The sequence below is a fragment of the Microbacterium proteolyticum genome, assembly GCF_029639405.1.
GTDB lineage: Bacteria > Actinomycetota > Actinomycetes > Actinomycetales > Microbacteriaceae > Microbacterium.
This window is the reverse complement of sequence record NZ_CP121274.1, coordinates 3,758,904-3,777,103: the sequence shown is the minus strand read 5'-3', so window position 1 is coordinate 3,777,103 and position 18,200 is coordinate 3,758,904. Positions and strand designations below refer to the sequence as shown.

Sequence of the window (18,200 nt, the reverse complement as noted above, 5' to 3'; positions counted from 1 at the left end):
GCACGCCGCCCCGACCCGCAGGACGACCACGATGAACGCAACCCCCTCTCCGCAGTCCTCGAACGCGCAACCCCCGCGACACGGGCTGCCCTTCGCGCAATGGAACCCGACCCGTGGGATCTGGGAGACGCACCAGCCCGACCTCTACGGGCACTTGGAGCCGTACTCGGCGATCTGGCCGACCTCCGGTACGACGCTCGCTGGGTTGGCCTACCCGCTTCCCACGTCGGCGCACCACACACCCGATTTCGGATCTTCATCCTCGCTCGGCGCGCTGTTCCGCACCCCGCTAGCCTCGGACGTCGCCCGCGGTGGGGAGACGCTGGAACAGGTGCGAGCCCGACGCGGCACGATCGCCCTCTCGCATCAGATCATCGACCTGGCGCAGAATGGCCCCCGACGCAGGCGAGGCCAGGAGCCGGTCGGACTGTGGCCGCTGATCGAGCAGCTGTTCGACGATGGGGACACTACGCCGGAGCCATCCGACGATGGGAACACCTCAGCGGACGACCCGCCCCAGCTCCGGCGGTGCTGAACCATGACGGTCAGCTCCGTCCCGCGCCGCGCTTCGTGGAATGGCTCATGGGCCTGCCAGACGGCTGGCTCACCGACCCCGACCTCGAGCTGAGCAGCAGCGAACAGCTCACCGCGCTCGGCAACGGCGTTCTACCTCGCCAGGCGGTCCGAGCCCTTCATGTTCTTCAGTGGAATCCTGACACTTAGGCGAAACCAGTTCCTCTTCGCATGAAATCCGGGATCTCCTTCGAGGTTAGCCAACCCTCCGGGAACCTCGCTCGTCCGTGGACGCAAATGCAACCTAAGCCGCGATCCTCAGATCGGCAGGAGCGTTCCGCCGATGAGGGTTTGGAGTGAGTAGATCAGCATTGTCCAGAGTCCGGTGATCATGAGGATGCCGGTGAGGATCATGGCGGTTCCGCCGGCGATGTTGATGGCGCGGATGTGTCGGCGAAGGAACCCGGTGGCGGTGGTTGCCCATCCGAGGCCGGCGGCGACGGCGAGGAACGGCAGACCGAGGCCGATGCAGTAGATGACGGCCAGGAGTGCTCCGCGGGCGGCGGATGCGGTGCTGATGCTGAGTGCGGAGATCGCGGCGAGGGTGGGGCCGAGGCAGGGGGTCCAGCCGAGGCCGAAGGCGATGCCGAGCAGCGGCGCGCCGACCAGTGACTTTGTCAACCTGATTTGGCCCCGGGGTGACGGTTTGAAGTGGCCCCGTCGTGGCGGCGGGTCGATGTGGGTGGCTGTCTGTTGTCAGGCGCAGCAGGAAGTGGGGAGTTCGTTGCGGAAGAGGTTCGCAGTGAGGCGGATGCCTTCGGCCATGGTGAGGTACGGGGCCCAGGTGTCGGCGAGTTGGGTGACGGTGAATCCGGCTTTGATGGCGTAGGTCGCGGCGAGCATCATCTCGCCGGCGGTGTCGGCGAGGGCGTGGACTCCGAGGACTTTGCCGGTGTCGGCGTCGGCGACGATCTTGATGCCGCCGCGGGTGTTGTGGTTGGCGATGGCTCTGGGCACGTCGGCCAGTCGCAGGTATCGGCAGGCGCATCTGTATCCGGCGGCGATGGCTTCGGCTTCGGTGATCCCGGCCGAGGCGAGTTGGGGTGAGGTGAACAGGACGGAGGGCAACCCGGTGTAGTCGACCTGCTCAGAGTGACCGAGGGCGTTGTGTGCGGCGATCTTCCCGGTCCTCGCGGCGACGTACACGTACTGGGGCACGTCGGTGACGTCGCCGGCGGCGAACACCGCCGGGTTCGTGGTCCGCTGTTGTTCGTCGACAATGATGAAGCCGCGGGTGTCGGTCGCGATGCCCGCAGTGGCGAGGCCGAGCCCGTCGGTGCGGGGGGTGCGGCCGGTGGCGACGAGGACGCGTTCACCGGTAGCTACTTTCCCGGTGCGGGTGAGGACTCGGACCAGGTCGTCGTGTGGGGTGATCGTTGCGGCGCGGTCGCCTATGACGGTGATTCCGTCGGTCAGGAAGGCTTTGCGGAGCTCGGAGGAGAGTTCTGGTTCGGCGTGCGGGGCGAGCCGGCCGATGATGGTGACCTCGACCCCGAGCCGGGCGAACAGCTGGGCCTGTTCGAGGCCGACGAATCCGCCGCCGATCACCACGAGCGAAGCGGGCAGCTCGGTGAGTTCCATCGCCGTGGTCGACGTGAGGTAATCGATCTGCTCGAGGCCGGGGATCGTTGGGATGGTCGGTTCGGCGCCGGTGGCGATGAGATACGACTTGGCGCGAACCGGTCGTCCATCGACGAGCAGTGTTGAGGGATCGGTGAATGTTGCGGTGCCGGGGAGGATGTCGAACCCGTAGGCGGCGGCGATGTCGGCGTACTTGGTCTGGCGGAGCATGCCGACCAGCTCATCCTTCTGCTGCACGAGCGCGCCGAGGTCGACGGCCCCAGCGGAGGTGGCGGCGCCGGGGAACGGGTTCGTGAGCGCGGCGTGGCGGGTGTGCGCGGCCGCGAGGAGTGTCTTGGAGGGCACGCAACCCACGTTCACGCAGGTGCCACCGAGCGTGCCCGATTCGATGGCGACCACGCTCGCCCCCTCGAGTCGGGCGTGGATCGCCGCGGACATCGCCGCGCCGCCCGTCCCGACCACCGCAAGATCGAACTCGTTGTGCTGAGTCATGATGCCTCCTCGGGTGGACCGGGCCGCACGTGCGGCCCTATGCGACAGAATGGACCTTCAAGCATGCTTGAAGGTCAAACTGACGGTGGAGGTGTCACGATGCGGATCGGAGAACTCGCGGAGAAGGCGAGGACGAGACCGTCGACGCTGCGGTACTACGAGGAGCGCGGGCTGCTGCAACCGCCGGAGCGCACCCCGGCCGGGTACCGCAGCTATGGTGACGAGACGGTGCAGCGGCTCGAGTTCATCGATCGGGCTCGCGCGGCGGGGCTCACCCTTGCGCAGACCGCGGAGATCCTCGATGTTCGCGACACGGGTGGTTCGCCGTGCGCTCACGTGCTGGATCTCCTTGACCGCCGGCTCGTGGAGATTGATGAGCAGCTCGAGCAGCTGCGCGCCCTACGAGGGAGCATCGTCGAGCTTCGGGCGCACGCGACGGCAACGGCGTCCGAAGCCTGCACGCCGGAGTCCATCTGCCGCTACCTCTGATGACTTTCGGATCGCTACTGCCGCTGACGGGTGTGGTTGAGGCGGTACGAGGTGGTGCCGGTTTCGATGATGGTGCCGTTGAACGTGAGCCGGTCGACGATTGCCGCACACAGGCGCGGGTCAGTGAAGGTCTTCGTCCACCCGCTGAACGACTCGTTGGATGCGATCGCGACGGAGTTCTTCTCTTCCCGCTCTGTGAGGACCTGGAACAGGAGTTCGGCGCCGCGTCGGTCGAGTTCCATGTAGCCGAGCTCGTCGATCAGGAGCAGGTCAACGCGTCCGTACCGGTTGATGGTGCGGGTGAGTTGTTTCTCGTCGGCGGCTTCAACGAGCTCGTTCACGAGCTTCGTCGCCAGGGTGTACCGGACGCGGAAGCCCTTCTCTGCAGCGGCGGTGCCGAGGCCGATGAGGAGATGCGACTTCCCGGTGCCGGAGTCCCCGATCAGACACAGCGGATCGCCGCGGCGGATCCAGTCCCCGTTCGCGAGCGTATGGATCGTTGCAGGGTTGACGTTCGGATTCGCGTCGAAATCGAAGTCCCCGAGCCACTTGTTCCTCGGGAACCCGGCTGCCGACACGCGGCGGACAACGGACCGGCGGTCCCGGTCGTCGCACTCGGCGAGGAGGAGCTCGGCAAGGAACCCTTGGTAGGTCAGCTGCTCACGTTCCGCGGCCGTGATCGCTTCGTGCATCACCGCCCGCATGGTGGGTAAACGGAGCCTGCGGCAGGCTTGGTCAACTGCGGCCGCGGCGGCTTCTTCGGTCAGCCCGCGCTGCCGACGCAGGATCGTGGTGACATTCGTGGGGTTGCTCATGATCCGGCGATTCCTTCTCTCTCATCGGTGACCGGCGGTTCTGGTTCGGAACGTCGGTTAAGGAGTTCGTCGTAGTGCGCGACGGATGGCAGTGGCCGCCGGTCGGCTGGGAGTCCGGCGATCACCGCGGCCGGATCCATGAGGCGACGCTGGGTCAGGCTGACAACTCGCTGCACGTCACGTCGTGGTTGTTCAACGCGATGACGGTCTGACTCGGGCCCGGCGGCGTGCAGTCGGGCTTCGACCGCGACGACGTCGGCGGACACCGCCCCGACCGTGAGGGCGGCACGGATCCCCGCGATCACGTCGACGGTTCGCATGGTCCTGTGGAGCAGGAGCACATCGATCAGAGCCCTTGTGCCGGCGCTGTCGCCATCGACCTTCCGCGCTTGCTGCCAGAACGCGTCATGCGCTGTCGTGAACACGCCGGCTTCGCGTGCACGGGCCAGCGCGGTGGACCCGGGCAACGCGCCGGGCTTGCGCCTGAGGACCTCGAGGTAGTGGTCAAGGTTGATCGACTCCCCGCCGCGGGCCACGACCCGCTCGTGCCGAGCGACCTCGGCGTGGCCGTCGAACACCACGAGTTCAGACGCCCGCAACGAGACCCGCACCTTCCGCCCGATCAGACGGGCGGGCACGGAGTACCTCGCCATCCGCACGGTGATCAGGCTCGAGCGGTCTACCCGCGGGTAGAGCACCAGGCCAGGATCGAACCGCTCGCCTGGCAATGGCGTAAGGCGGGCTTGTTCGTCGATGAAGTCTTGCCCGACAGTGCGGATCCGGGTGTTGATGCGTCGCTCGTTGTCGCGGGCGTCCCACCGGCGGATCTGCTCGTTCAACTCGGCGAGCGAGTCGATGACCGGCATCGGCGACAGCCAGGTGCGGCGAAACCGACCAACTTCGCCTTCGACGCCACCCTTCTCGTGGGCGCCGTCGATTCCGGGCTGGCAATAGAACGAGTCGAACCCGTAGTGCGAGCGGAACAGTACCCATCGGTCGTTCTCTACTCGGCTACGGCCCTTCCCATACAGCACCGTCTGTACCGCGGCAGTGAGATTGTCGTACCGGATGTGCCGGGTCGGGATCCCACCTATCTCGTCGAACGCGTCGATATGTCCTTCCAGGAACGCTTCCTGCGATTGCGTCGAGTACACCCGGTGCACCGCCTTCCCCGAGTGCGAGAGCCGGAACGTGAACATGTGGCACTTCGTTTTCACCCCGCCAAGGATCACCCAGACCTCGCCGAAATCGACTTCGGCTTCCTCACCAGGTGCGTGTTCCTGTGGGACGAACACCTCGACGCGGCGCCCGGCTGCGGCATCGATCTGGGCACGACGTACGCGCACGTAGTCGCGGACCGTCGAGTACGACAGTCCCGCCGCTTCGTGCTCGTCGACCAGCCGCGCGAGAACCCTTGTCGCCGTGTGCCGCTGCTTACGAGGCGCGTCCAGATCCTGAGTGAGCATCGCGTCGATCACCGCCTTGTACGGCCCCAGCCGTGGAGACATCCGTGACGGTATCTTCCGCGGCGGCGGAATTGGCGACGCCAAGGCCTGCCGCACCGTGCGACGGTGGACCCCGAACCTGTCTGCCAACGCGCGCACCGATAGCCCGTCGACGCGCGAGGCACGGCGGATATCCGCGAACAATTCCACTTTCGACCCCTGCCGGGCCCGCTCATCCTGAAGCAACACGAAACACACGCTCAGGTGGGGCCAGATCAAACCGTCAGAACCGCCCCGGCAAGTCAGAAAGTGGGGCCACTCCTAGCCGTCACTCCGGGGCCAAAACAGACTGACAGAGCCAGACCAGGCCGGTAGGGGGTTTGATGGCGGGTTTCGCGGTGCGCTGGAAGACGCGCAGCAGGCCGATGAACACCAGCCCCATGATGAGGACGACGGCGCCGAGGATGCGGATGAGGATGTCCTGCCAGCGGATCAGCCAGCTGCCCACGGCGCCGAAGGCGACGCCGTAGGCGATGAACACGAGCGAGAACCCGAGGGTGAACAGGCCGGCCCCGATCAGGGGTCTCCAGCGGGAGCGGGTGGTGGATGCGCCGGTGACGTAGCCGAGGTAGCCGGGTACGAGCGGGAGCACGCAGGGCGAGGCGAAGGAGACGAGGCCGGCCAGCAACGCGATCGGCATCGCGAGCCAGAGTTCGCCGTTGGCGACGATGCCGTTCACGGGGTGCGGCTCTCGGTCAAGGCGGTGTCGATGAGGGCGGCGAGGGTGCCTCGGGAGGGGATGCGGCCGAGGATTCGGGAGGCCATCCGTCCGTCACGGTCGAGGACGATCGTGGTGGGCACGGCGTTCGGGGCGGACTTGCCGGCGAACGCGAACTGCACGTCGCTGGTCGCGGCGTCCAGGATCGACGGGTAGGTGATGTCGAACTCGGTGGCGAACGCGGTCGCGGTCGCGCCGGTGTCGCGCACGTTCACGCCGATGAACACGACGCCCTGGTCGGCGTACTGCTCATATGTCGCCTGAAGGTCGGGGGCTTCGGCGCGGCAGGGTGGGCAGGCGGCGTACCAGAAGTTGACGACGACGACCGAGCCGAGCCAGTCGGTGGAGTCGGCTTGGCCGCCGGTGTCCAGCGGACCGCCGAAGGTCACCGGGGCGTCGCGCTCGGCGGCGGGGATCTCCACGACCGTGTCGTCGGCTGAGGTGTACCCGTTCGGGGTCTGCGGGAGGGTGATGTCGGGCGGCTGGGCGGCGCATCCGGCCAGCAGGAGCAGTGCGGCGAGGCTGCCACCGACTGGTGCCGCGATCCAGCGTCGGCGCGGGTGGGCGGAGTCGGGTTTCGGGGGCATGGCTATGGGCTTTCAGGCAGCGGTGGTGAGCCGGTGGTCTAGGACTTGGCGGTGGGGCGCTTGCGCCCGGCGAGGATGGCGCCGGCGATGACGAGGACGAGCCCGGTCGGGTAGCCGGCGGCGAGGTCGAGCCAGCCGGGTGGTTGGCCGGGTCCGAACGCTTCGAGGTGGGCGAGCCAGTGGATGATCGCGACGAGCGCGCCGGCGCCGATCAGGACCTGGCCGAGGCGGACGAGGAGGCGGTGCTTGCGCCAGCGGGCCTCGAAGTCGTCGGGCTTGTTCGGGCGCGGGGTGGTCTTTCTTGTCATGGGGTGCGGTCCTTTCGGGAGTGTGGTCAGAGGCCGGAGTAGGAGTGCAGGCCGGTGAAGAAGACGTTGACGACGCCGAAGTTGAACAGCACGGCGGCGAAGCCGGTGATGCACAGCCCGGCGGCGCGGCGGCCGTGCCAGCCGCGGGTGGCCATCGCGTGGAGGTAGGCGGCGTAGAGGACCCAGATGATGAAGGTCCAGACCTCTTTCACGTCCCACCCCCAGAACCGGCCCCAGGCGCGCCCGGCCCAGATCGCGCCGGCGATGAGGGTGAAGGTCCACAGGATGAAGCCGACGATGGTCAGCCGGTAGGCGAGGCGGTCGAGGTCCTCGGCCGACGGGGTGGCCTCCAGGAGACGCTGCAGCCGAGTCGTCTGCTCGGGATGGCGGCGGGACTTGAGCAGATAGGTGATGCTGACCAGGAACGCCAGGCCGAAGAACGCGGTGGCCAGCAGCGCGACCAGGACGTGGATCACCAGCCACCCGGACTGCAGTGCGGGCATCAGCGGCACCACGGGCACGTAGAAGCTCACCGTCGCCACGCCCAGCAGCAGCACGGTCAGTCCGAGGACCGCGGTCCCCAGGAACGCGAGGCGACCCCGGATGGACACGGCCAGGAAGGTGCCGATGATCAGCGCCGTGCCGGTCAGGGAGAACTCGAACATGTTGGCCCAGGGCACCCGTTCGGCGGCGATGCCGCGCAGCACCGTGGCCGCGACGTGGAGCACCCAGCCGAGCACGGTCAGCGCGTAGCCGACCCGGATCGCTTTCGACCTGCCGGGTGCCGGCTCCGTCGTGGGCTCCGTGGCCCCGGGCGGTGCAGGAGGCATCGTGGCTGGCCCGGCGAGGACCCGTTCCTTGGCCGGCGCCGACGTGGGGCGCGGGGCGGTGCGTCGGGCGAGGTCGAGGGTGTAGGCGATGAAGCCGGCCGCGTAGACGGCGATCGCCGAGTACACCAGCAGCAGGGACAGGGCGTCAAGGAACGGGGTCATCGGATCCTCCGGGTGGTCGGGGCGCGGTTTCAAGGCGGGCGGCGAGGGCGTCGACAGTGGACTGCAGGCGGGGGTCGTCGCCGCGGGCGAGCGCGGCGACCTCGAGCTGCGTCTGGTCGCCGCGGGCGGCGACGCGCACCCAGATGCGCCGCCGGGGCACGAACAGCGAGAGGGCCAGGCCGGCGACCGCGGCGGACGCGGCGATCAGGGTGGGCGCCTGGGTCGGGTCGTGGGCGATGTCCAGCGACGCGAATCGCGGGATGTTGGTGAGCTCGATCGTGCCCAGCCCGTCCGGCAGCGGGGCGGTGGTGCCGGGCGTGAGCTCGAGGGCCGGGGTCGCGGTGCCGCGGCCGGCGACCTGGGTCATCGCGGAGGTGTCGAGCGAGTAGACCGACACGGGAACACCGCTGTCCAGTCCCAGGTTGCCGACATACACGTCCAGGGTGACGACCGGGTCGAGCAGGTCGGGGTAGCTGGAGTAGGAGGCGCCTCCGGGCGCGATCGCGCGGGTCGGGTAGAACAGGGCGATCATCCCGACCTGCTTCGCCAGCCCGTCAGGGACCTTCACGACGCCGAGGCTGGTGAGGTTGGCGTCTTGCGGGAGGAACGGGATCGAGTCGCTGAAGACGACGTCGCCGGCCGGGTTGCGGACGGTGAGGGTCGGGGCGTAGCCGTTGCCGAGCAGGTAGATGTCGGTGCCGGCTACCGACAGCGGCTCGTTCACCCGGATGCTCGAGGACTGCTGCGTGCCGTCTGCGGTGACGGTGACCTGGGCGTCGAAGTCGCGCGGCATGCCCAGCGCGTTGAGATTGTCCTCGACGTAGTCGACGCGGAACCGGTCCAGGGTGAGGGTGAACTGCGGGATCTGCGCGTCGGTCACGAACCGGCCAGGGGTGAAGGAGTCGTATGCGATCCGCGTGCTGGCGAAGGTCTGCCCCTCGACGAGGATGCGCTGCCCGGTGAAGCGGTAGCCGGTGCCGACCGCAAGGACGACGAGCACCGCGAGCAGGGCGAGGTGGAACAGCAGGTTCCCGGTCTCGCGCAGGTAGCCGCGTTCGGCGGCGATCGAACACTCCCCGCCCGCGTCGAGCCTGCGGAGCCGGTAGTGCTGGCGGCGCAGCTCCTTCTCCGCGGCGCGCAGCACATCTTCCGGCGGGCCGTCCACGCGGCGACGGTCGTGCGCCGGCAGGCGCTGGAGGTTGCGGGGTGTCGCCGGCGGCTGTGCCAGCAGAGCCTGGGCGTGGTGGCGGATGCGCGGGATGAGACACCCCACGAGGGAGGCGAACAGCAGCAGGTAGACGGCGGAGAACCATACGGACCCGAACACGTCATGCAGCTGCAGCAGCTGCACCGCCCAGGCCCAGCCGGGGTTGTTCCGGTCGAACTGGATGACCCCGTTGGGATCGGAGGACCGCTGTGGGATCAACGACCCCGGGATCGCCGCCAGAGCCAGCAGCAACAGCAAGATCAGCGCGGTGCGCATCGAGGTCAGCTGCCGCCACCCCCACCGCAACCAGCCGACCACGCCCAGGCGCGGGCCGCTCGGGGACTCTCCCGCGCGGTCGATATGGTCGCCCGGCAAGGTGGTGTCCGTCTCGGGTGTGCTACTCGGCGTCGGCATGCACCGCCTCGTTTCCGGCCGGTACGGCCGCGGCCCGTCGGGTGCGCCACTGGGCGTAGACGATGACGCCGACGCCGAGCACGGCCGCGATCACCGCGGTGACGATGTTCGCCTTGATCCCGCCGGCCAGCAGCTCGGTCGGGTCCAGCCGGATCCACTCCAGGAAGGCCCGCCCGAACCCGTACCACAGCAGGTAGAGGCCCAGGCTCAGCCCGGTCCCCGCTGCGGGGTGCCCGTCGAGGCGGCGGATGCGCTCGACGATGAGGATCACCGCGGCGCCGAGCAGATTCCACAGCAGCTCGTACAGGAACAGCGGCTGGAACAGCGTGCCCTCCGGGGTGCCGGGCGGGATCGCGGGGCTGCCCGGGTCGATCTGCAGCCCCCACGGCAGCGTGGTGGGCGGACCGAACAGCTCCTGGTTGAAGTAGTTGCCCAGCCGCCCGACGGCCTGCGCGACGAGCATGCCGGGGGCTAGCGCATCCAGGAACAGCAGCAGCGGGATCCCGGCCCGGCGGGTGCCGATGATGATCCCGACCAGGCCGAGGAGCACGGCCCCGAAGATCGCCAGGCCGCCCTCCCACAGGTAGAGCACCCGCAGCAGGTCCGCGCCCGGATAGAAGTAATCGCCCGGATGGGTGAGCACATGATAGATGCGGGCGCCGACGATGCCCAGCGGCACCGCCCACATCGCCACATCCAGCACCGCGCCACGCGGATGCCCCGCGCGCTGCAGCCGCCGCGCCGCGATGACGACGGCGAGCACGATGCCGGTGAGGATGAACACGGCGTAGAAGTGGATTCGCAGCGGCCCGAGCTGGATGTAGCTGATGTCCGGGCTCGGAATCAGGGCCGGCAGCACGTCGAGCGGCATCACGACCGTACCCTCGGCGGCAGCCAGACGAACGGATCGACCGGTTCGCCGTCGGGCCGCACCTCGAAGTGCAGATGCGCCCCTGTGCTCAGGCCCGTGTTACCCACCAAACCCACCAGCTGCCCGACCCGAACCCGCTCCCCCACCTCAAGCGCGATCGAGCCCTCGATCAGGTGTGCGTAGAGGCTCTCGACCAGCTGCCCGTCGATCTCGTGCTGGATCACCACATAGGTGCCGTAACTGCCGCCCTCGTCGGTCGCGACCGTCACGACTCCATCCGCCATCGCCTGGATCGAGGTGCCCATCCCCGGGGTCAGATCGACCCCGTTGTGGTAGCTCGAGCACGACGAGCACGGCGGGATGCGATAGCCGAACGGGCTACTGACCGGGACCCCGGTGGTGAACGGCCACTGCACCGGCGAGGCGGGATCGTTCACGAAGGTGGCCGCAGTGAACGCATACGGTTCCGCGCCATCGGGCAGCGGCACGCTAGCGGAGAAGCCGTCGCGGTCCAGCACCACCGGCGCGACGCGGTCGCCGACTGTGAGCGACTGCGGCTGTGAGCTCACCGTCTCCGGCTGCTGGGCAGCGAGAGCCACGGCCGGGGACGGCGACGGGAACGACAGCGGGACGGCAAGCGCGGGCACCGCGGCCATCGCCACGAGAGCCACCGCGCGACGGCGTAGCCACCTTGCGCGCGACTGTCGTCGCGCCGCGTGCGCCGCCTGCTGCGCTGCGGCGGCGCGCTCACGAATGCGGCGACGGGTTGGCGCTATGTCGTGCTCGGCGGTATCCGCGATCATGCGAGGACCGCCAATGCGAAGTACAGGATCGCAGCACCAGCGAGTACCGCGAGCAGCACCAATGCGGTGAGGACGAAGGGCATAGAACGGAACATCAGATCCTTCACGGGTCGTAGATCGGGGGCGTGGCCGCCGCGGCGTCGGCGACGGCGTCCCGATGCTCGGGGGCAGGTAACGGATCGCGGTGCCGGGGGTGCGCCGGCCGCGGGCGGCGAGGTCGGAGAGGCAGGGCTGTGCGTGAACGGTTCGCGCAGCCACCCACTCGCGGCGACGCCCTAGTGCAGCCGGCGGCGGTTCAGCCGGGCGCGTACTCCGGCGAAATCAGTGAACCAACACGCACCGAGCTCTCGCGCGCACCATTCGCGGCGCGACGTCGTGGATCAGGTGCGACTGATCGACAGGGTGACGAGGGAAGGAGCAGCCCGCAACGCAAGACCCCGCGGCGTCGGCATCACCGACAGGTGACGCCGAAGCAGCGCAAGGAGCTCGTCCCAACGGGACCGATCCACCAGGATCAGGAGCGACAGTGTCAGCAGCAGGGCCAGGACGCAGGCGATCGCGCCCAGCGCATGGCCGGGCGTGCAGACGATGGTGTCGCATCCCTCCGAATCGGATGACGACACTGGCGCGGTCGCCGCGACGGGCTCCGCCTGGGCTGACACGACCGACACGGCCGGTGTGACGGAGCCGGTCTGATTGTCCTCCAGGCTCAACGAATGCATGGCAAGGATGCCGGCGATCACGGCGATGGCCACACCGAAGCCGAGCAAGGCGATGCGACGTGTGGCGCCGGCTGGCTGCAGCGCCGCCCGGATTCCTCGCATTCCTGTCCGCCTTTCCAACCCCAACAGTACCCCCTCCGGGTACAGCCCTCACGCGACGGAATCCCCGCGGTGGCACCCAGCCCCGAGCCGATCAAGCGATCCGGGGCCGGGGCGGCGGCCAGGTTGGACTGGTCGAAGGGCGCAAGGCGTGGGGTGCGCGCCCCCGTAGAATCCGAGGACGATGACGATGAGGCACCTGGGGAGCTGCGGATGACCGTCGTGTTGGTGCTGAACGCGGGCTCCTCCTCGGTCAAGTGGCAGCTGGTCGACGGGCAGTCGGGCTCGTCGATCCGGGGCGGCCTCGTGGAACGGCTCGACACGGATCGCGGCGAGCCGGCGGCGCACGACGCCGTGATCCGAGATCTGCTTGCGAAGCTGCGCGACGAACCCGTCGCGATCATCGGCCACCGTGTGGTGCACGGCGGCAGCCGGTTCGACTCCGCGACGCTGATCACCGACGAGGTGGAGCAGCAGATCGACGAGCTCGCCGTCTTGGCGCCGCTGCACAACCCGCTCAATCTCGCGGGCATCCGCGCCGCCCGTGCCGTGTTCCCCGGCATCCCGAACGTCGCGGTGTTCGATACTGCGTTCCACCGCACCCTGCCGCCGGCAGCCACCGTCTACGCGCTGCCGCCGGAGCTCGTCCAGCAGCATCGGATCCGCCGGTACGGGTTCCACGGCATCTCCTACCAGTACGTCTCCGTCCGCGCGGCCGAGCTGCTGGGGCGGCCGCTGTCGGAGCTGCGGCTGATCGTCTTCCATCTGGGCAACGGCGCCTCCGCCTGCGCGATCGCCGGCGGACGGTCCGTGGACACCTCGATGGGCATGACGCCCCTGGCAGGACTCGTCATGGGCACCCGCGCCGGCGACGTCGATCCCGGAGTGCTCATCGCCCTCGGCCGAGCGGGCCACGGCTGGGACGAGCTCGAGGAGCTGCTGACCCGCGAGAGCGGCTTGCGCGCGTTGGCCGGCACCGAGGACATGCGCGACATCCACGCTGCCGCGGTCGCCGGCGATCCCGCCGCGACCGCGGCGCTGGAGGTCTACCACCACCGGCTGCGGCACTACCTCGGCGCCTACCTCGGCCAGCTCGGCGGCGCCGACGCGATCGTGTTCACCGGCGGTGTGGGCGAGAATGCCCCGGCGACTCGCGCCGCCGCCGTCTCCGGCATGGAGCGTCTCGGGATTTGCCTCGACGACGAGCGCAACCGCGCGCCGGCGGGGCGGGAGCCGCGGACGGTCTCCGACCCTCGCTCCTCGACCGCCGTCCTGGTCGTGCCCACAAACGAGGAGTTCGAGATCGCCCGGCAGTCTCTCGCCGCGGTGACTCGGCCCGACGCTGATCTAGCAGGGCCCGTTTAGTTCCCGAGCCGCTGCAGGATGTCCTTCATCTGATCGATTTCTTGTTGCTGGGACTCGACGATCTCGCCGCAGAGGTCTTTGATTTCCGGGTCGGTGATGTTCGACTGTTCGCAAAGCAGGATGGCTCGGGAGTGGTGGGGGATCATTGAGTCCAGGAACTGCTGATTTCCCACGAACGTTGCGGCCCTTCCCATGAAGAACGCGCCGACCGTGAGCAGGGCGAATGCGATGATGAGCCCGATATTGAGCGGCTTGTTTGGGAACATGCGCCACATGATCGCGATCATGATGATGCCCATCGGGAACACCATCATCAGGGCCATGTAGAGGTTGCTGATGTTCAGGTAGAGATCGCCGACGACGTTGATCAGTGCGAACGTGAAGAAGTACATCACCACCAGGCTCAGGGCCAGGGCGATGAGCAGGCGGAGGTAGCTCTTCGCGCCGCCGGCGTGCGAGGCCCGTTCGTGCGGGGTGTGGTCGCTCACAGCAGGCCGAGCAGCTTCTCGCAGGCCTGCTCGCACCTCCGGCAGGCTTCCTCGCACACCCGGCAGTGCTCGTGCATGCCGGCGTGCTGTTCGCATTCGTCGGCGCAGGCCGCGCACGCGGTGCGGCAGGCTTCCAGGGTGGCCCGCGTGACGTTCGCGTCGTAGCCGGTGCGCCGCGACAGGATGCGACCGGTTGTCTCGCACAGGTCCGCGCAGTCGAGGTTGGTCCTCACACACTTGGTGAGGTCGGCGATCATGTCCTCGCTCAAACAGGCGTCGGCGCACGCGCTACACGCCTGGGCGCACTCGATGCAGGCCTGAATGCAGGCCAGCAGTGCCGCCTGATCGAGGTCTCCCAGATCCTTCGGGTGGGTCCGGAGCATCTGATCTGCGATGGTCATCTCAGTCCTCCTTCTCGTCGGCCCGTATCGGGCCGGTTGCGAAGAACCGTAGGCCGGGCGGCAGCGGTCGGCGACCGGCTTGCATACGCTAGGGGGGTATGTTATGAGGAGTCTTGCCTCCCACACCCGGGCAGTAGCCGCCCGGGAGTGGCGACCGGCGCTTAGAGCCGGTCGAGGATGAAGTCGACCCGCTCCTGCGCCCCGAGTACTGGGACGTGCACGATCGGGAACGGCAGCGCCGCGTATACCTCGGTGAGCAGGTGATGGATCCGCTGCTGGGCGGCGGTGTCCTCGGTGCGCGCGTAGTCCGGCGCCAGCGGCAGCAGGTCCAAGATGAACGTCGTGCGGTAGTCCACCTGCTCGAGCGCGGCCACCAGGATCGGGTCGGGTTCGAGCTCCAGGAAGCGGTAGTAGGCCAGCGAGTCCGGGATGGCCCGGTCCAGAAACACCGTCGTGGCGGGATCGAGGGCGGCTTCCTCGGCGAGCTGCATGTCCAGCACGCCGCGCTGGAACTCGCGCTGCTTGGCGCGGACCTCCTCGACGGTGCGACCGGCGATGCGCTGCAGGTCAAGGTAGTGGCGGGCGTGCTCGATCGTCGTCGTGTAGCCGCGGTCGCGCAACAGATTCACGGTGGTGGTCTTCCCTGAGCTCGGCCCACCCGTGATCACGTACCAGTTGGTCACGTTCGCCCTCCTGTCTGTGCGGTCGGGAATATCCGACCGCGAAAGCACCTTATACCCCCAGCGGGTATAGCATCGGGATCGGAGGTGGTCGGAATGGCACACGGATATGTCGACGACAAGCAGGCGCTGCTGGCGCGGCTGCGACGCGCGGAAGGACAGGTGCGCGGGATCGCGCGGATGGTCGATGAGGACGTGTACTGCATCGACATCCTCACCCAGGTGTCCGCGGTGACCAAGGCGCTGGAGTCGGTCGCGCTGACACTGCTGGAAGACCACCTCGGGCACTGCGTCGCGCAGGCGACCGCAGAGGGCGGACCGGTCGCGGAGGAGAAGCTCCGTGAGGCCAACGCCGCGATCGCCCGCCTCGTGCGCTCCTAAGACATCTCCCCCCACTCACATTCACGCAAGGCTCTTGAAGGGAGCACATCATGACCGGACAGGGATTCCAGGACCTCGGCCTGCAGGCGACCAGCGGGGGCGGGTGCGCCTGTTGCAGCCCCACCTCCCACAGCACGGCAGCCACCGACACCGGCACGCCGGTGCAGCAGACGGCGGCGGGTGACACCGTGTCGGCGCAGTTCCTGGTGGAGGGGATGACCTGCTCGCACTGCGTACGCAGCGTCACCGAAGAGGTCTCCGCGATCGACGGCGTCTCCAATGTCGCCGTCGACCTGCACGCCGGCGGCGTGTCCACGGTGACGGTGTCCGGCGCCGCGCCGGTGGATGCGGAGCGGGTGCGGGCGGCGGTGGAGGAGGCCGGCTACAGCCTCGCCTCAGCCTCATGACCACGACCACGGATGTGGATCTCGACATCACCGGGATGACCTGCGCGTCGTGCGCGACGCGGGTGGAGCGGAAGCTGAACAAGCTGCCCGGGGTGGCGGCGACGGTCAACTTCGCCACGGAGAAGGCCCGCGTGCACGCCGAGTCCGCGGTGCCGGTGGAGGAGCTGATCGCGGCGGTCGAGCAGGCCGGGTACGGGGCATCCGTCCCCGCCCCACCGGCCACCGAGGCCATTGACGAACAGGCCACAGCGCCGCGGGATGCGGAGTTGGTGTCGTTGCGGCAGCGGCTGATCGTCTCGACGGTCCTGGCGGTGCCGGTGGCGGTGTTGTCGATGATCCCGGCGCTGCAGTTCACCTACTGGCAGTGGCTGACCCTGACCCTGGCGGCGCCGGTGGTGGTGTGGGGGGCGTGGCCGTTCCACCGCGCCGCGGCGATCAACGCCCGCCACGGGGCGGCGACGATGGACACCCTGATCAGTGTCGGGGTGCTGGCCGCGTTCGGCTGGTCGCTGTATGCGCTGTTCTTCGGCGGTGCCGGCATGCCAGGGATGCGGATGAGCGTCACCTTCGTCGGCACCCCGCAGGCCGGCGGTCACGAGGTGTACCTTGAGGTCGCCGCCCTGGTGACGGTGTTCATCCTCCTCGGCCGCTACCTGGAGACCCGCGCCAAGCGGCAATCCGGGGAAGCCCTGCGCGCCCTACTGGAGCTCGGCGCGAAAGACGCCGTCGTCCTCCGCGCAGGTAGCGAACAGCGCGTCCCCGTCGCCCAGCTGATCCCCGGCGACATCGTGGTGGTGCGACCCGGGGAGAAGATCCCCGCCGACGGTGTCGTCACCGAAGGTGTCTCCGCGGTGGACGAGTCGATGCTAACCGGCGAGTCCGTCCCCGTCGAGGTCGCCCCCGGCTCGAAGGTGGTCGGCGCCACGGTGAACACCGGGGGCCGGCTGCTGGTGGAGCTCACCCGGGTCGGCGCGGACACGGAGCTGGCCCGGATGGCCAGGCTGGTGGAGGAGGCGCAGACCGGGAAGGCGCAGGTGCAGCGCCTCGCCGACCGTGTCTCCGCGATCTTCGTCCCGATCGTCATCGCCCTCGCGATCGTCGCGTTCACGGTGTGGCTGGTGGTCGGCGCTTCCCCGGAGGTCGCGTTCACCGCCGCGGTGACGACGCTGATCATCGCGTGCCCGTGCGCGCTCGGGCTGGCGACCCCGACCGCGCTGCTGGTCGGCACCGGTCGTGGCGCGCAGCTGGGCATCCTCATCCGCGGACCCCAGGTGCTGGAGCAGACCCGCCGCATCGACACGGTCGTGCTGGACAAGACCGGCACCATCACCGCCGGCACCATGACCGTCACCGCTACGCATCCGACTCCCGGCACCGACCAGACGGAACTGGTGCAGATCGCCGCCGCGCTCGAGCACGGCTCCGAACACCCCATCGGCCGCGCCATCACCGCAGCAGCCAGCAGCCCGCTCGCGGCAGTGGAATCGTTCCAAGCCGAGGCCGGGCAGGGCGTGCAGGGCATCGTCGACGGCCGCCTGGTCGCCGCCGGCCGCGCCTCCTGGATCACCACCCAATGGTCCCTCCCCATCCCCGCCGACCTTGTCGACACCATCACGGCGGACGAGGCGGCGGGGGCGACGGTGACGGTGGTGGCGTGGGACGGGCAGGTGCGCGGGGCGATCAGCGTCGCCGACACCATCAAACCCACCAGCCGTGAGGCGGTCGCACGGCTCCGGGAGCTCGGTTTGACCCCGATCCTGCTCACCGGCGACAACCCCGGTGCCGCCCGGGCGATCGCCGACCAGGTCGGCATCCGGGATGTGCGAGCGGGGGTCACTCCGCAGGGCAAGCTCGACACCATCCGCGATCTGCAGACCGCGGGCCGGGTGGTCGCGATGGTCGGCGACGGCGTCAACGACGCCGCCGCACTCGCCGCCGCCGATCTTGGCATTGCGATGGGCACCGGCACCGACGCGGCCATCACCGCCGCGGACCTGACCATCGTCTCCGGCGACCTCGTGCTGGTCCCGGACGCGATCCGGCTGGCCCGCCGCACCCTGGGCACGATCAAGGGGAACCTGTTCTGGGCGTTCGCGTACAACGTCGCCGCCCTCCCGGTCGCGATGCTCGCCCTCCTCAACCCCATCCTCGCGGGAGCTGCGATGGCGTTCAGCAGCGTCTTCGTCGTCACCAACAGCCTCCGCCTGCGCCGCTTCCGTCCCCTCCCCACCCCGACACCCGCCGCCGCGCCGGTGGCCCGGGAATCCGCCCCGGTTCGCGTCTGAACCGCCCGCATCAGAAG

Annotated in this window: 21 protein-coding genes; 6 read left to right on the top strand and 15 right to left on the bottom strand. The window is 68.9% G+C overall.

Annotation, left to right across the window (positions count from 1 at the left end; all coding sequences use genetic code 11):
• Positions 1-31: 31 nt before the first annotated feature.
• On the top strand, positions 32-535 hold the full coding sequence (locus tag P8R59_RS18915) for a hypothetical protein (RefSeq protein WP_245861775.1): 504 nt from the start codon (positions 32-34) through the stop codon (positions 533-535).
• 296 nt (positions 536-831) lie between these two features.
• Here P8R59_RS18915 and P8R59_RS18910 read toward each other — a convergent pair whose 3' ends face one another.
• The gene (locus P8R59_RS18910; protein ID WP_245861746.1) at positions 832-1,194 is read right to left on the bottom strand and encodes a cytochrome c biogenesis CcdA family protein; all 363 of its coding nucleotides are present in this window, start codon (positions 1,192-1,194) and stop codon (positions 832-834) included.
• A 75-nt stretch (positions 1,195-1,269) separates the two neighbouring features.
• Positions 1,270-2,646 (bottom strand): mercury(II) reductase, encoded by a 1,377-nt coding sequence (gene merA / locus P8R59_RS18905; protein WP_071044826.1) that lies wholly within the window; start codon positions 2,644-2,646, stop codon positions 1,270-1,272.
• Between the two features lie 99 nt (positions 2,647-2,745).
• Between merA and P8R59_RS18900 the strand changes: the two genes are divergently transcribed.
• Positions 2,746-3,135, top strand: coding sequence for a heavy metal-responsive transcriptional regulator (locus tag P8R59_RS18900; RefSeq protein ID WP_054682943.1), 390 nt, complete (start codon positions 2,746-2,748; stop codon positions 3,133-3,135).
• A 14-nt stretch (positions 3,136-3,149) separates the two neighbouring features.
• Here the strand turns inward: P8R59_RS18900 and istB are convergent, their stop codons facing one another.
• The 10 genes from istB to P8R59_RS18850 form a co-directional block, all read right to left on the bottom strand.
• On the bottom strand, positions 3,150-3,950 hold the full coding sequence (istB, locus tag P8R59_RS18895; protein WP_071044827.1) for an IS21-like element helper ATPase IstB: 801 nt from the start codon (positions 3,948-3,950) through the stop codon (positions 3,150-3,152).
• The gene (istA, locus tag P8R59_RS18890) at positions 3,947-5,641 is read right to left on the bottom strand and encodes an IS21 family transposase (protein ID WP_054686999.1); all 1,695 of its coding nucleotides are present in this window, start codon (positions 5,639-5,641) and stop codon (positions 3,947-3,949) included. Before istA ends, istB begins: the two co-directional genes overlap by 4 nt.
• Before the next feature lie 82 nt (positions 5,642-5,723).
• Complete coding sequence (locus tag P8R59_RS18885) at positions 5,724-6,134, bottom strand: cytochrome c biogenesis CcdA family protein (protein ID WP_245861745.1); 411 nt, start codon at positions 6,132-6,134, stop codon at positions 5,724-5,726.
• Positions 6,131-6,760: a TlpA family protein disulfide reductase gene (locus P8R59_RS18880; RefSeq protein WP_100345620.1), complete on the bottom strand. Its 630-nt coding sequence runs from the start codon at positions 6,758-6,760 to the stop codon at positions 6,131-6,133. Before P8R59_RS18880 ends, P8R59_RS18885 begins: the two co-directional genes overlap by 4 nt.
• Before the next feature lie 38 nt (positions 6,761-6,798).
• Positions 6,799-7,068, bottom strand: coding sequence for a hypothetical protein (locus tag P8R59_RS18875; protein WP_100345619.1), 270 nt, complete (start codon positions 7,066-7,068; stop codon positions 6,799-6,801).
• A 26-nt stretch (positions 7,069-7,094) separates the two neighbouring features.
• Positions 7,095-8,060 (bottom strand): c-type cytochrome biogenesis protein CcsB, encoded by a 966-nt coding sequence (gene ccsB / locus P8R59_RS18870; protein WP_100345618.1) that lies wholly within the window; start codon positions 8,058-8,060, stop codon positions 7,095-7,097.
• Positions 8,044-9,681 (bottom strand): cytochrome c biogenesis protein ResB, encoded by a 1,638-nt coding sequence (resB, locus tag P8R59_RS18865; protein ID WP_100345617.1) that lies wholly within the window; start codon positions 9,679-9,681, stop codon positions 8,044-8,046. The genes ccsB and resB overlap by 17 nt, the downstream gene beginning before the upstream one ends.
• The gene (lgt, locus tag P8R59_RS18860; RefSeq protein ID WP_100345902.1) at positions 9,665-10,552 is read right to left on the bottom strand and encodes a prolipoprotein diacylglyceryl transferase; all 888 of its coding nucleotides are present in this window, start codon (positions 10,550-10,552) and stop codon (positions 9,665-9,667) included. Before lgt ends, resB begins: the two co-directional genes overlap by 17 nt.
• Positions 10,552-11,355: a M23 family metallopeptidase gene (locus tag P8R59_RS18855; protein ID WP_100345616.1), complete on the bottom strand. Its 804-nt coding sequence runs from the start codon at positions 11,353-11,355 to the stop codon at positions 10,552-10,554. Before P8R59_RS18855 ends, lgt begins: the two co-directional genes overlap by 1 nt.
• Before the next feature lie 380 nt (positions 11,356-11,735).
• Positions 11,736-12,179 carry a DUF6153 family protein gene (locus P8R59_RS18850; protein ID WP_100345615.1) on the bottom strand — a complete coding sequence of 148 codons (444 nt, stop codon included), beginning with the start codon at positions 12,177-12,179 and terminating at the stop codon, positions 11,736-11,738.
• A gap of 210 nt (positions 12,180-12,389) precedes the next feature.
• On the opposite strand from P8R59_RS18850, the gene P8R59_RS18845 reads away from it, so the two are divergent.
• Entirely contained in the window at positions 12,390-13,541 is a 1,152-nt protein-coding gene (locus tag P8R59_RS18845) for an acetate kinase (RefSeq protein WP_100345614.1), read from the top strand.
• Here P8R59_RS18845 and P8R59_RS18840 read toward each other — a convergent pair.
• The 3 genes from P8R59_RS18840 to P8R59_RS18830 form a co-directional block, all read right to left on the bottom strand.
• The gene (locus P8R59_RS18840; RefSeq protein WP_278102271.1) at positions 13,538-14,029 is read right to left on the bottom strand and encodes a DUF305 domain-containing protein; all 492 of its coding nucleotides are present in this window, start codon (positions 14,027-14,029) and stop codon (positions 13,538-13,540) included. The genes P8R59_RS18845 and P8R59_RS18840 overlap by 4 nt on opposite strands.
• Positions 14,026-14,430: a four-helix bundle copper-binding protein gene (locus P8R59_RS18835; RefSeq protein WP_100345613.1), complete on the bottom strand. Its 405-nt coding sequence runs from the start codon at positions 14,428-14,430 to the stop codon at positions 14,026-14,028. Before P8R59_RS18835 ends, P8R59_RS18840 begins: the two co-directional genes overlap by 4 nt.
• A gap of 161 nt (positions 14,431-14,591) precedes the next feature.
• Positions 14,592-15,113, bottom strand: coding sequence for an AAA family ATPase (locus P8R59_RS18830; protein WP_245861743.1), 522 nt, complete (start codon positions 15,111-15,113; stop codon positions 14,592-14,594).
• Between the two features lie 93 nt (positions 15,114-15,206).
• Here P8R59_RS18830 and P8R59_RS18825 point away from each other — a divergent pair, with 93 nt between their 5' ends.
• From P8R59_RS18825 to P8R59_RS18815, 3 genes are read left to right on the top strand one after another with little or no spacing between them, the layout of a single operon-like run.
• Positions 15,207-15,491 carry a metal-sensitive transcriptional regulator gene (locus P8R59_RS18825; RefSeq protein WP_045246014.1) on the top strand — a complete coding sequence of 95 codons (285 nt, stop codon included), beginning with the start codon at positions 15,207-15,209 and terminating at the stop codon, positions 15,489-15,491.
• A gap of 50 nt (positions 15,492-15,541) precedes the next feature.
• Positions 15,542-15,898: a heavy-metal-associated domain-containing protein gene (locus P8R59_RS18820; RefSeq protein WP_100345612.1), complete on the top strand. Its 357-nt coding sequence runs from the start codon at positions 15,542-15,544 to the stop codon at positions 15,896-15,898.
• Positions 15,895-18,183, top strand: a complete 2,289-nt coding sequence (locus P8R59_RS18815) for a heavy metal translocating P-type ATPase (protein ID WP_100345611.1) — start codon at positions 15,895-15,897, stop codon at positions 18,181-18,183. Before P8R59_RS18820 ends, P8R59_RS18815 begins: the two co-directional genes overlap by 4 nt.
• Positions 18,184-18,200: the final 17 nt, after the last annotated feature.